The 12,326-nt window shown below is 74.8% G+C and carries 11 protein-coding genes; all 11 read left to right on the top strand.

Annotation, left to right across the window (positions count from 1 at the left end):
- Nucleotides 1-10 precede the first annotated feature (10 nt).
- The 11 genes from ACO4JP_RS03325 to ACO4JP_RS03375 all read left to right on the top strand — a co-directional run bounded on the left by ACO4JP_RS03325 (nucleotide 11) and on the right by ACO4JP_RS03375 (nucleotide 12,303).
- Nucleotides 11-1,168 (top strand): zinc-dependent metalloprotease, encoded by a 1,158-nt coding sequence (locus tag ACO4JP_RS03325; protein WP_425955973.1) that lies wholly within the window; start codon nucleotides 11-13, stop codon nucleotides 1,166-1,168.
- Nucleotides 1,169-1,199: 31 nt separating this feature from the next.
- Nucleotides 1,200-2,465, top strand: a complete 1,266-nt coding sequence (gene tilS, locus ACO4JP_RS03330; protein ID WP_425955974.1) for a tRNA lysidine(34) synthetase TilS — start codon at nucleotides 1,200-1,202, stop codon at nucleotides 2,463-2,465.
- Between the two features lie 3 nt (nucleotides 2,466-2,468).
- Nucleotides 2,469-3,020: a hypoxanthine phosphoribosyltransferase gene (hpt, locus tag ACO4JP_RS03335; RefSeq protein ID WP_425955975.1), complete on the top strand. Its 552-nt coding sequence runs from the start codon at nucleotides 2,469-2,471 to the stop codon at nucleotides 3,018-3,020.
- Nucleotides 3,021-3,205: 185 nt separating this feature from the next.
- Nucleotides 3,206-5,227, top strand: a complete 2,022-nt coding sequence (gene ftsH, locus ACO4JP_RS03340) for an ATP-dependent zinc metalloprotease FtsH (RefSeq protein ID WP_425955976.1) — start codon at nucleotides 3,206-3,208, stop codon at nucleotides 5,225-5,227.
- Nucleotides 5,224-5,832: a GTP cyclohydrolase I FolE gene (gene folE / locus ACO4JP_RS03345; RefSeq protein WP_425955977.1), complete on the top strand. Its 609-nt coding sequence runs from the start codon at nucleotides 5,224-5,226 to the stop codon at nucleotides 5,830-5,832. The genes ftsH and folE overlap by 4 nt, the downstream gene beginning before the upstream one ends.
- Before the next feature lie 109 nt (nucleotides 5,833-5,941).
- Nucleotides 5,942-6,790: a dihydropteroate synthase gene (folP, locus tag ACO4JP_RS03350; RefSeq protein WP_425957044.1), complete on the top strand. Its 849-nt coding sequence runs from the start codon at nucleotides 5,942-5,944 to the stop codon at nucleotides 6,788-6,790.
- On the top strand, nucleotides 6,787-8,697 hold the full coding sequence (gene folK, locus ACO4JP_RS03355) for a 2-amino-4-hydroxy-6-hydroxymethyldihydropteridine diphosphokinase (RefSeq protein WP_425955978.1): 1,911 nt from the start codon (nucleotides 6,787-6,789) through the stop codon (nucleotides 8,695-8,697). The genes folP and folK overlap by 4 nt, the downstream gene beginning before the upstream one ends.
- A gap of 1 nt (nucleotide 8,698) precedes the next feature.
- On the top strand, nucleotides 8,699-9,187 hold the full coding sequence (locus tag ACO4JP_RS03360; RefSeq protein ID WP_425955979.1) for a DUF3180 domain-containing protein: 489 nt from the start codon (nucleotides 8,699-8,701) through the stop codon (nucleotides 9,185-9,187).
- Nucleotides 9,188-9,248: 61 nt separating this feature from the next.
- Complete coding sequence (locus ACO4JP_RS03365) at nucleotides 9,249-9,755, top strand: PH domain-containing protein (RefSeq protein WP_425955980.1); 507 nt, start codon at nucleotides 9,249-9,251, stop codon at nucleotides 9,753-9,755.
- Nucleotides 9,752-11,377, top strand: a complete 1,626-nt coding sequence (locus tag ACO4JP_RS03370; protein WP_425955981.1) for a PH domain-containing protein — start codon at nucleotides 9,752-9,754, stop codon at nucleotides 11,375-11,377. The genes ACO4JP_RS03365 and ACO4JP_RS03370 overlap by 4 nt, the downstream gene beginning before the upstream one ends.
- Complete coding sequence (locus ACO4JP_RS03375; protein ID WP_425955982.1) at nucleotides 11,374-12,303, top strand: Rossmann-like and DUF2520 domain-containing protein; 930 nt, start codon at nucleotides 11,374-11,376, stop codon at nucleotides 12,301-12,303. The genes ACO4JP_RS03370 and ACO4JP_RS03375 overlap by 4 nt, the downstream gene beginning before the upstream one ends.
- Nucleotides 12,304-12,326 lie beyond the last annotated feature (23 nt).

Here is a 12,326-nt window from a genome sequence, read left to right on the forward strand (position 1 = left end):
CGGTGGGTCGGTGACCAGCACCAGCCCCCAGCCCGTCGTCGACTGGCCGGCCGCCGCCGACCTCGCCGGGCGCCTCGCCCCGCCAGGACCCCACGCGACCCGTGGCGAGCTCGACGACCTTGTCGCAGGGCTGCGCGAGGCGGCGTCCGACGCGGTCGGGCATGTGCTCGCCACCACCCGCATGACGCCCGTCGGCGGGCTGCGGCGCGTGACGGGCGGAGCGCACGACGGCGCGGCCGAGCTCGGGCCGGTCCTGGTGGTCGACCGCGCACGCTGGGCCCTCGCGAACACGCAGGTCATGGCAGCGATGACGGCACCGGTCGCGACGGCGCTCGCGGACGAGTCGGTGGGGTCGTCGCAGACCGCGCGGCTGGGCGGGGCGCTCGAGGTCGGCGGGCTGCTCGCCGTCCTGGCCCCGCGCGTCCTCGGCCAGTTCGACCCGTACGCGCAGCCCGAGGCCCCGGGCCCCGAGGACGTGCCGGGGGAGCCGCAGCCCGGCCGCCTGCTGCTCGTCGCGCCCAACGTGCTGCACGCCGAGCGCGCGATGGGCGTCGACCCGCGCGACTTCCGCCTCTGGGTCTGCCTGCACGAGCAGACGCACGCCGTGCAGTTCGCCGCCGCACCGTGGCTCGCCGAGCACCTGCGCGGCCGCGTGGGCGGCCTCATGGAAGACGTCACCCGCACCGCCGTCGGCATGGCGAAGGCGCCGTTCCTCGAGAAGCTCGGCACGGTCGGCCGCACCGTGACCGACGTCGTCAGCGGGGCCTTCCGCGCGGGCGGCGCCGCGCCCTTCGAGCGGCTGCTCTCCCGGGCCCAGAAGGACGAGATGGCCGAGATCACCGCGGTGATGGCCCTGCTCGAGGGGCACGCCGACGTGATGATGGACGCGGTCGGGCCGCGCGTCGTGCGCTCGGTGCGGCAGATCCGCGCGAAGTTCGAGAAGCGCCGTGACGGCGAGGGCGCGCCAGGCCTCGACGTCGTCCTCCGGCGCCTGCTCGGGATGGACGCCAAGCTCGCGCAGTACCGCGACGGCGCGGCGTTCGTGCGTGCGGTCGAGCAGCAGGTGGGGCGCGACGGCCTCAACGCGGTGTGGGCCTCGGCCGGGTCCCTCCCGACGGCCCGCGAGATCGCCGACCCGCGCGCCTGGGTCCGCCGCGTGCACGGCTGACCCTCCGACCTGTCAGAACGGAGGGCAGCCGATGGCACGCGTCGACCCCGACGTCGCCGCGGTCCGCAGCGCCGTGCGGCGTGAGCTCGCCCTGCTCGCTCCCGCGCCCGGCGACCTCGTGCTCGTGGCGTGCTCGGGCGGCGCCGACTCGCTGGCGCTCGCGGACGCCCTCGCGCACGAGGCGCGGCGCGTGGGGCGCTCCGTCCGCTCGCGGGGGTTCAGCGTGCGGGCGGGCGCCGTCGTCGTCGACCACGGGCTGCAGGCGGGGTCCGACGACGTCGCCGCGGCCGCCGCGGCGCAGTGCCGCGCGCTCGGGCTGGACCCGGTCGTGGTGCGGCGGGTGTCGGTGGCCCGTGCCGGCGGCGGGCTCGAGGGCGCGGCCCGCGCGGCCCGGTACGCGGCGCTCGACGAGGTCGGGGCGTCGTCGGGCGCGGTCGCCGTCCTGCTGGGCCACACGATGGACGACCAGGCGGAGCAGGTGCTGCTGGGCCTGGCGCGGGGGAGCGGGGCGCGGTCGCTGGGCGGCATCCCGCCGGTGCGCGGCCGCTACCGGCGCCCGCTGCTGGGCCTGCGCCGCACCCAGACCCGCGCAGCGTGCGCCGCTCAGGGCCTCCAGTGGTGGGACGACCCCACCAACGAGCTGTCGGACCGTGACGAGGACCTGGACGGGCGTGGCTCTGCCAGGTCGGCGGAGCCGTTGCGGACGCGCGTCCGGCACGAGGTGCTGCCCGTCCTCGAGGAGGTGCTGGGCCCCGGCGTCGTGGAGTCGCTGGCTCGCTCGGCAGCCCAGCTCCGCGCCGACGCGGAGGTGCTGGACGCGCTGGCGGACGACCTCCTCGCACGCGCCACCACCGCCCTGTCAGGCCCAGACGGCGTGTCAGGCCCACGCGGCCTGTCAGGCCCACGGGGCGCCCGGGCGCCTGGCGGCCCTGACAGGTCGCCCCAGGACGAGGGCTTGTCAGGGCCAGGGGGCGCACAGGCGCGCCCTGACCCTGACAAGCCGGAGGGGCTCGTGCTCGACGTCGAGGTGCTCGCCGCCGCGCCCGACGCCGTCCGGCGCCGCGCGCTGCGGGCCGCTGCCGTCGCCGTCGGGGCGCCCGCCGGCGCGACCGGCAGCCGGCACGTCGACGCGCTCGACGCGCTCGTCGTCGGGTGGAGTGGCCAGGGCGCAGCGGGGCTGCCGTCGGGTGCCAGCGCCCAGCGGGCGTGTGGCAGGCTGTTCCTGCATCCTGGGCCCGCTGGCGCGCCCCGCACTGAGAACCTTGCAGCCACCCCGCAAGAGACCCCCGAGGAGTAACCCGTGGACCAGTCGGACGTCGCCGGCGACATCGCGAACATCCTGCTCACCGAGGAGCAGATCAGCGCCAAGCTCGACGAGCTCGCGGCACAGATCGACAAGGACTACGAGGGCAGGGACCTGCTCCTGGTCGGCGTGCTCAAGGGCGCCGTCATGGTCATGGCCGACCTCTCGCGCCGCCTCCACACGCCGGCGGAGATGGACTGGATGGCCGTCTCGAGCTACGGCTCGGGGACGAAGTCGAGCGGCGTGGTCCGCATCCTCAAGGACCTCGACACGGACCTGACCGGACGCAACGTGCTCATCGTCGAGGACATCATCGACTCGGGGCTGACGCTGTCGTGGCTCGTGGCGAACCTGCGCTCGCGCGGCCCGGCGTCGGTCGAGATCGCGGCGGCGCTGCGCAAGCCGGACGCGGCCAAGGTGGAGGTCCACGTGAAGTACGTGGGCTTCGAGATCCCCAACGAGTTCGTCGTCGGCTACGGCCTCGACTACGCCGAGAAGTACCGCAACCTTCCGTTCGTCGGGACGCTCGCGCCGCACGTCTACTCCTGACGGGAACGCAGGCGGGCCGCCGGGCGTTCCCCTGACGAGGGCCCGACGGCGGTGCCAGGCGTGCGAGCGCTGCGCGCCGTTGTCGTCCTGCCCTGGGCGAACACTCGGATGGCTGACAGCCGCACCGTGTAGTTTCGTCGGAAAGCCTGTGCGAACGAAGGGATGCGGGGTCCACCCTGCTGCCGATGAACATCAAGAAGATCCTCAGTGGCCCGATCGTCTGGGTCGTGGTCGGCCTGGTCATCCTGGCCCTCGCGTGGGGCGCCCTCGCGACGCCGCGCACGGAGCGCATCCAGACGTACCAGGGACTCGAGCTGCTGAAGGGCGGAACGGTCGAGCACGCCGTCGTGGTCGATGGCGAGCAGCGCGTCGAGCTCACGCTGAGCAAGGACTTCGTCACCGGCACGGGTGACACGGAGAAGAACCTCGGCAAGAGCGTCGAGTTCTTCTACGTCGAGCCGCAGGGCACGAAGATCACCGACGCCGTGGCCGCCGCGGACCCGCCGGACGGGTTCGACTCGCGCGTCCCGCAGCCGAGCATCTGGTCGTCGATCCTCGGTCTGATCATCCCGTTCGCGATCATCGGCGCCATCTTCTGGTTCCTCATGTCTCGCATGCAGGGCGGCGGCAACCGGGTCATGGGCTTCGGCAAGTCGCGCGCCAAGCTCATCTCGAAGGACATGCCGCAGGTGACGTTTGCCGACGTCGCGGGCGCGGACGAGGCCGTCGAGGAGCTCCACGAGATCAAGGACTTCCTTGCGGAGCCCGCCAAGTTCCAGGCCGTGGGCGCCAAGATCCCCAAGGGCGTCCTGCTGTACGGCCCGCCCGGAACCGGCAAGACGCTCCTGGCCCGCGCCGTGGCCGGCGAGGCCGGCGTGCCGTTCTACTCGATCTCCGGCTCGGACTTCGTCGAGATGTTCGTCGGCGTCGGCGCCAGCCGCGTGCGCGACCTGTTCGAGCAGGCCAAGCAGAACGCCCCGGCCATCATCTTCGTCGACGAGATCGACGCCGTCGGCCGCCACCGCGGCGCCGGCATGGGCGGCGGCCACGACGAGCGCGAGCAGACGCTCAACCAGCTGCTCGTCGAGATGGACGGGTTCGACGTCAAGACGAACGTCATCCTCATCGCGGCCACCAACCGGCCCGACATCCTCGACCCGGCGCTGCTGCGCCCGGGCCGGTTCGACCGGCAGATCGCCGTCGAGGCGCCGGACCTCAAGGGTCGCGAGGCGATCCTCGAGGTGCACGCCAAGGGCAAGCCGATGGTGCCGAGCGTCGACCTGGCCGCCGTCGCGCGCCGGACCCCGGGCTTCACCGGCGCCGACCTGGCGAACGTGCTCAACGAGTCGGCGCTGCTCACTGCCCGCTCGGGCGCTCAGCTCATCGACGACCGCGCGTTGGACGAGGCGATCGACCGTGTCATCGCCGGTCCGCAGAAGCGCACCCGCGTGATGAACGTCAAGGAGCAGAAGATCACCGCGTACCACGAGGGCGGCCACGCCCTGGTGGCGGCGGCGATGCGGTACACCGACCCCGTCACGAAGGTCACGATCCTTCCCCGCGGCCGGGCCCTGGGCTACACAATGGTCATGCCGCTCGAGGACAAGTACTCGACCACCCGCAACGAGCTGCTCGACCAGCTCGCGTACGCCATGGGTGGCCGCGTGGCCGAGGAGATCGTGTTCCACGACCCCACGACGGGCGCGAGCAACGACATCGAGAAGGCGACCACCATCGCCCGCAAGATGGTCACCGAGTACGGCATGAGCGAGAAGGTCGGCGCGATCAAGCTCGGGACGGGGAACGGCGAGCCGTTCCTGGGCCGTGACTACGGCCACCAGCGCGACTACTCGGAGGCCGTGGCCGGCACCGTCGACCACGAGGTCCGCAAGCTGATCGAGTCGGCGCACGACGAGGCGTGGGAGGTGCTGTCCCAGTACCGCGACGTGCTCGACGACCTGGTGCTGCGCCTGCTCGAGAAGGAGACGCTCAACCAGCACGAGCTGTCCGAGGTCTTCGCCTCCGTCGTCAAGCGCGAGGCCCGCGACGTCTGGCTCTCGAGCGAGCAGCGCACGGTCCACACGCGCGGCCCCGTGATGACCGCCGCGGAGCAGAACGGCCACCCGCACGTCGTCATCCCCCAGGACGAGGCCGCGGCCGCTGCCTCCGAGCTGCCGCCGCAGCGCACGGGTGAGGTCCCGGAGTGACCACGACCGACGGTCTGACCCGCCGCGCTGCGGACGTGCCACCGGTCGACCTCGTGCGCGCCGAGGCCGCCGTCCGTGAGCTGCTGCTCGCCGTCGGCGAGGACCCGGACCGTGAGGGCCTGCGCGAGACGCCGGCCCGTGTGGCCCGCGCCTACCAGGAGATCTTCGCGGGCCTGCGCCAGGAGCCCGAGGAGGTCCTGACCACCACCTTCGACATCGGCCACGAAGAGATGGTGCTGGTCAAGGACATCGAGGTGTACTCGACGTGCGAGCACCACCTCGTCCCGTTCCACGGCGTGGCGCACGTGGGCTACATCCCCAACACCGACGGCACCATCACGGGCCTCTCCAAGCTCGCCCGTCTGGTCGACGTCTACGCCCGCCGCCCGCAGGTGCAGGAGCGCCTGACGACGCAGATCGCCGACGCCCTCGTCACGATCCTGCGGCCGCGTGGCGTGCTCGTCGTCGTCGAGTGCGAGCACCTGTGCATGTCGATGCGCGGCGTGCGCAAGCCCGGCTCGCGCACGGTCACGAGCGCAGTCCGGGGGCAGATGCGCGACCCCGCGACACGGGCCGAGGCGATGAGCCTCGTCATCGGGAAGTAGGAGCGGCGTGCCGCCGGTCCCCGGAACTCCGTCGCGGGCTACCTGGGCCGCGAGGGACGCTGCCGTCGCGGGCCTGCCCGAGCTCTCCGGGGTCGGCCGGTGCCTGGTCATGGGCGTCGTCAACGTCACGCCCGACTCGTTCTCCGACGGCGGCGAGTGGTTCTCCTCCGAAGCGGGCGTCCGGCACGGGTTCGAGCTGCTGGGCGAGGGCGCGGACATCGTCGACGTCGGCGGCGAGTCGACGCGGCCCGGCGCGGTCCGGGTACCGGAGGCGCAGGAGCTCGCGCGCGTCATCCCCGTGATCGAGCGTCTCGCGGCCGCGGGCGCCGTCGTCTCCGTAGACACCACACGGGCCTCGGTCGCCGAGCGCGCCGTCGCCGCGGGCGCACGGCTGATCAACGACGTCTCGGGCGGCCTCGCCGACCCGAGCATGGGCCGCGCCGTCGCCGAGACCGGCGCGGTGTACGTCTGCATGCACTGGCGCGGCCACGCCGACGTCATGGACTCCCTCGAGGTGTACGACGACGTCGTGGCCGACGTGCGCGACGAGCTCGGCGCGCGCCTCGCCGCTCTCGAGGCCGACGGCGTCCGGCGCGAGCAGGTGGTGCTCGACCCGGGCCTCGGGTTCGCCAAGTCGGGCGACCTCAACTGGCCCCTGCTGGCCCGCCTCGACGCGCTGCACGCGCTCGGCCGGCCGGTGCTGGTGGGCGCGTCGCGCAAGCGGTTCCTCGGGCGGCTGCTCGCCACGGGCAACGGCGACGTTGTCGAGCCCGCGCGGCCGCTCGCCCGCGACGAGGCCACGGCGGCCATCAGCGCGCTGGCCGCGGTGTCCGGTGCGTGGGCGGTGCGTGTCCACGCGGCGCGTGCGAGCCACGACGCGGTGCGGGTCGCGGCAGCATGGGCGGCGGCGGGCGAGGAGCCCTCAGGCGAGAAGGACGGAGAGGTGGGCACAGCATGACGATCTTCGCGAGCGCGGTCCTCGGCCCGGACGGTCGGCCTTTCGACCAGATCCGGCTGAGCGGCGTCACCGCGACCGGCCACCACGGCGTGCTGCCGCACGAGCGCGTGGAAGGCCAGGAGTTCCGCGCGGACGTCGTGCTCCACCTCGACACGCGGCCGGCGGCCGTCGGTGACGAGCTCGCAGCCACCGTCAGCTACGCCGACGTCGCGCAGGACGTGCACGACGTCCTCGCCGGGTCGCCCGCGGACCTCATCGAGACGGTGGCAGAGCGGATCGCGGCCGCCGTGCTGGGACGGCCGGGCGTCGCCGCGGTCGACGTGCGCGTCCACAAGCCGCAGGCGCCGATCGCGGTGCCGTTCGCCGACGTCGAGGTCGCGATCCGACGGGACCACGCAAAGCTTCCGGTCGTCGAGGCGTACCCCGCCGGCGAGACGCTGCCGGCGGCCGAGCCGGTCGCGGTGGCGGAGCCCGTCGCGGTGGCGGAGCCGGTCACGGTCGCGGAGCCGCACCCCGAGGCCGAGCCGGCCGGCACCCTGCCGCCGGCCTCCGAGACGACCTCCGGCGCGGTGCCGGCCGCCGTGCCGCTCCCGGTCCCACTGCCCGTCGCGCTGCCCACACCCGTCCCGCTGCCCGCACCCGTCCCCGCGCCGTCGCCGGTTCCCGTGCTCGTGCCGGGACTGACCCCGGCAGAGGCTGCGGCGGCCTCGCACGAGCCGCCGGTCCCCGCGGAGCACCTGGCGCCCGTCGCGGACCGTCTCGAGCTCGACCCGCCGGACCCGGTCGAGGTCGTCCTCGCCATCGGCGCCAACCTCGGGGACCCGCAGGCGACCCTCCGCGCGGCCGTCACCGATCTCGACCGCCTTCCCGGCATCCAGATCACGGAGGTGTCGCCGCTCGCGCGCACCACCGCCGTCGGCGGCCCCGCAGACCAGCCCGACTACCTCAACGCCGTCCTGATCGCGCGCACCACGCTGTCGCCGCGGAGCCTGCTGCGGGCCACGCAGGCGGTCGAGAACGCGCACGGCCGCGTCCGCGAGGAGCACTGGGGCCCGCGCACGCTCGACGTCGACATCGTGCGCTACGGGTCGCTCGTCGCCCGCGCCGACGACCTCGAGCTGCCGCACCCGCGCGCCCACGAGCGCGCGTTCGTCCTCGTCCCGTGGGCCGAGGTGCAGCCCGGCGCTCACCTGCCCGGCCTCGGCGGCGGCCCCGTCGCGCAGCTCGCCGAGACGGCGCCCGACCGCACCGGCATCCGCTGGCTCGCGCTCGACTGGCTGACCGAGCCGGCGACGCGCACGGGCGTGCACCCGGCCACGCCGTCGGCGGAGCACGCCGCGGCAGTGTCCGAGGCGGTGCCGGTCGTCCCGGCCGCGCAGCCCGGGCCCGACGCCGATCCCGGCGTGCCACAGTTCCTCGTGCCCCAGCAGCCCCCAGCGCCAGAGCCCCACCACAGTGCGTCAGGGCCCCACAACAGTGCGCCCGAGCCGTTCCACGCACACGAGCAGCCGTTCCACGCGCCCGAGCCGTTCCGCGCGCCCGAGCAGCCGTTCCACGCGCCGGACCCGTTCCAGGTTCCGCAAGAGCCCCCGCGCGCGCCGGACCCGCACCACCCGCAGGAGCCTCCGGCCCCGCCCGCGCAGACGCATGCGCCGATCCCGCCGGCTCCCGACGACCTCTGGCCGTCGGCGATGCCCACTGCTCCTGCTGCCCCCGCGGCGCCCGTCGTTGCCCCGACGCCGCTGATGCCCGCCGCACCGCCCGCCGCCGCGTTCACCCCGCCGCCCTTCGCCACCCCCCCGCTGCCGCCCGTGGCCCCGCCCCCGTCACCGGACGTCCCGGAGATCGAGCAGACCCGCACCGACGGGGAACGCTGGATCCCGTACGACCCTGACGCAGGGCGCTGAGATGCGCCGGACCCCTCTCCGCGTCGTCCTCCTCACGGCCGCGGGTGTCACGCTCGCCGGCACGCTCCTGCTGCGGGTGCTCTCCGGTCAGGGCGTGCAGCCGCCGGACGTGACGTGGGTCGAGGACGTCGCGATCCTGGCGCTCGCCGCGCTGATCTTCTGGATGGGCTGGGCCGTCCGCGCCTACCAGAAGGGCAAGAGGCCCAACCTCGACCCGCTGCGGGCGGCGCGCACGTTCGTGCTGGCCAAGGCCGCCGTGCTGACGGGCGCGATCCTCACCGGTCGTTACCTCGCGACCCTGCTCGACGTCATCGGCGATCTCGACATCGCGTCGCAGCGCTCGCGGGCGATCGCCGCGGGCGTGGCGGTGCTGTGCTCGGTGGTGCTCACCGTCGTCGGGCTGCTGGTGGAGAAGTTCTGCGAGATCCCGCCGCCAGACGACGAGGCCGAGCAGAGCGGCAACCACCGACCGGAGCCGCTCGCGGGCTGAGCCCGCGACGCGTCCCGACTCACCGGGTCGCGACCGCGAGCGCCTCTGCAAGGATGGGCGCATGAGCGACCGTGCCGCCCGCGAACAAGCGGCTCTGTTCGGCCCCGAGGGCGTCGAGTTCCGCCGCGTCTCGCCGCGCCTCATCACGTCGCGGTACATCTCGGCGGGGATCGTCGCGGGCGTGCCGGTCATCGCGGGGCTGGTGCTCGGCGTCGTCGTGTCGCCGTGGTGGCTGGTCGTCGCCGCGGTCCCCGCGCTGCTGTTCGCCTGGCGCGCGCTGCTGATCCCGCGGCAGGTGCGCGCGATCGGGTATGCCGAGCGCGACGACGACCTGCTGGTGCGCAAGGGCATCATGTTCCGCTCGCTCGTCGTCGTGCCCTACGGGCGCATGCAGTACGTCGACGTGCAGGCCGGCCCGCTCGACCGGAAGCTCGGCATCGCGCAGGTCCAGCTCCACACGGCCGCTGCGGCGACCGACGCGACCATCCCGGGCCTGCCGCCCGAGGAGGCCGAGCGTCTGCGCGACCGCCTGTCGGCGCGCGGCGAGGCGAGGCTGGCGGGGTTGTGAGCACCCCCGGCACGCGCACGCCCGTCCCCGCGGACGAGCAGCTCGAGTGGCGCCGCCTGCACCCGGTCACGCCGCTCGTGCGAGGGTGGACGGTCGTCGCCATCGCGCTGGCGTTCCTCGGTCAGCAGACGCTCGAGCAGGTCAACCAGGCCTCCGAGGTCGCCGACGTCGTCTCGGGCCTGTGGTGGAAGCTGCTGCTGGGCCTGGCCGCGCTGACGACCTTCGCCTTCTGCTACACGTGGCTCGCCTGGCGCATGACGACGTACGCCGTCGGGGACGACGACGTGCACATGCGCAAGGGCGTCGTGTTCCGGCAGCAGAGGCACGCACGCCTCGACCGGCTCCAGGCCGTCGACATCCGCCAGCCCGTCCTCGCCCGACTGTTCGGCCTGGCGGAGCTGACGCTCGAGGTCGCCGGGGGAAGCGGCTCCGCGATCGCCATCGGGTTCCTCCGGGAGGAGGAGGCCCGCCGCCTGCGCGCGGACCTGCTGGCCCGCGCCGCCGGCGTCCGCTCCCACCCGGCACGGGCCCCACTCTCAGAAGCGGGCGAGCCTCTGCACGCGCCACCCGCTGACGGCACCACCCCTTCCGCGGGGTTGTCCGATGCGGGCGAGCACAGCGCCTCGCGAGTTTCTGCAGAGGCGGCGGTGGGGGAGGCGCCCGAAGAAGAGGTGTACGCCGTGCCGCCCGGGCGGCTGGTCGTCTCGCTGCTGCGCTCGCCCGGCATCTGGGCGGTGGTGCTCGCGCTCATCGGCGTAGCCGTCTCCGTCGCGATCACGCGCGAGTTCTCGATCCTCGCCTCCGCCCTGCCGGTGATCCTCGGTGCCGGCGGCTACGTGTTCAACCGGTTCGCCGGCGAGTTCGGCTTCCGCGCCGCGCTCTCGCCCGACGGCGTCCGCCTGCGCCACGGCCTGCTGGAGACCCGCGCGCAGACCATCCCGCCGGGCCGCGTCCAGGCGGTCTCGATGACGCAGGGCCCGCTGTGGCGCGGACCCGACTGGTGGCGCGTCCGCGTCAACGTCGCGGGCTACCAGCAGAACGACAGCTCGCAGGCGCAGAGCGTCCTGCTGCCCGTCGGCACCCGGGCCGAGGCTCTCACCGCGCTGTGGCTCGTGCTCCCCGACCTCGGCACGGCAGACCCGCTCGGGCTGCTCGACGAGGGCCTGACGGGCATGGTGCCCGCCGACGGCTCTGCCTCTCCCGGCCTCTTCACCAACGCGCCTCGCCGCGCCCGGTACGTCGACCCGATCGCCTGGCGCCGTGACGCCTTCGCGGTCACCGAGCAGGCGCTGCTGGTGCGCCGCGGCCGGATCGTGCGTCGCCTCGACGTCGTCCCGCACGCGCGGATGCAGTCGGTCGCGGTCGAGCAGGGGCCGCTGCAGCGCCGTCTGGGCGTGGCGAGCTTCGCCGTCCACTCGACCCCGGGCGTCGTCACGCCGGTGGTTCCGCACCTGGACGCCGCCGACGCCGCCCGCCTGCTCGGCGAGCAGGCCGCCCGGGCCCGCGCGGCCCGGGCCCACGCGGGCCCGGAACGCTGGATGGAGCGCCCGACGACGAGCCCGGGGCCCGACCTCGAGCCCGTCTCGCAGCCCGCGCCGACGACCCTCGACCCCGGCGCATGAGCGATCGCCGCCCGGGCCGCCTGGGCGTGGGCGTCGTCGGCGCCGGCCGCGTCGGGTCCGTGCTCGGCAGCGCGCTGCGCGCGGCGGGCCATGCCGTCGTCGGCGCGAGCGCGATCAGCGACGCGTCGCTCGAGCGCGCCGCCTCGCTGCTGCCGGGCGTCCCCGTGCTCGAGGTCGAGGAGGTCGTCGAGCGGGCAGAGCTCGTGCTCGTCACCGTCCCGGACGACGCGCTGCCCACGCTGGTGGCGGGCGTCGCGAAGGTGGGCGGCTGGCAGCCCGGCCAGCTCGTCGTCCACACCTCGGGCCGGTTCGGCACCGCCGTGCTCGAGCCGGCGTTCCGCGCGGGCGCGATCCCGCTGGCGATCCACCCGGCCATGACGTTCACGGGCACGTCGCTCGACCTCGCGCGGCTCGAGGGCACCACGTTCGCGGTCACCGCGCCCGGCGCGGTGCTGCCGATCGGCCAGGCGCTCGTCGTCGAGATCGGCGGCGAGCCCGTCGTCGTCGACGAGGCGGCCCGGCCGCTCTACCACGCGGCCCTCGCGCACGGTGCGGACCACCTCGTCGTCCTCGTCGCCCAGGCCGCGCAGGCGCTGGAGGCGGCAGGCGTCGAGCACCCGGGCCGCCTGCTGCAGCCGCTCCTGAGCGCCACGCTCGACGGCGCCACGCGCGCCGCGGACACGCGTGAGGACGGCGTCGGGCCGGGCGCCGTCGCGGCCCTGTCCGGGGCGGTCCCCGCAGGCGACGCCGCGACGGTCGCGGCCCACACCGACGCCCTCGCCGCCCTCGCGGCGAGCACGGGCGCGACAGACGTGCCGGCGTCGTACGCGATCCTGACCCGGGCGGCGGTCCGCCGCGCTCTGGCCGCCCACCGGATCGACGAGAGGACGGCCCGCACCCTCCTGGACACGCTCGACGTCCCGTGACGCGGCGGCGCCTCCCGCGTGCC

The sequence above is a fragment of the Xylanimonas sp. McL0601 genome (genome assembly GCF_049852175.1).
GTDB lineage: Bacteria > Actinomycetota > Actinomycetes > Actinomycetales > Cellulomonadaceae > Xylanimonas.

What these genes read in the sequence shown, in the direction of transcription:
- folK (WP_425955978.1), top strand. Translation starts at nt 6,787, where the DNA reads ATGACGATCTTCGCGAGCGCGGTCCTCGGCCCGGACGGTCGGCCTTTC.
- ACO4JP_RS03375 (WP_425955982.1), top strand. Translation starts at nt 11,374, where the DNA reads ATGAGCGATCGCCGCCCGGGCCGCCTGGGCGTGGGCGTCGTCGGCGCC.
- tilS (WP_425955974.1), top strand. Translation starts at nt 1,200, where the DNA reads ATGGCACGCGTCGACCCCGACGTCGCCGCGGTCCGCAGCGCCGTGCGG.
- ftsH (WP_425955976.1), top strand. Translation starts at nt 3,206, where the DNA reads ATGAACATCAAGAAGATCCTCAGTGGCCCGATCGTCTGGGTCGTGGTC.
- ACO4JP_RS03360 (WP_425955979.1), top strand. Translation starts at nt 8,699, where the DNA reads ATGCGCCGGACCCCTCTCCGCGTCGTCCTCCTCACGGCCGCGGGTGTC.
- ACO4JP_RS03365 (WP_425955980.1), top strand. Translation starts at nt 9,249, where the DNA reads ATGAGCGACCGTGCCGCCCGCGAACAAGCGGCTCTGTTCGGCCCCGAG.
- folP (WP_425957044.1), top strand. Translation starts at nt 5,942, where the DNA reads ATGGGCGTCGTCAACGTCACGCCCGACTCGTTCTCCGACGGCGGCGAG.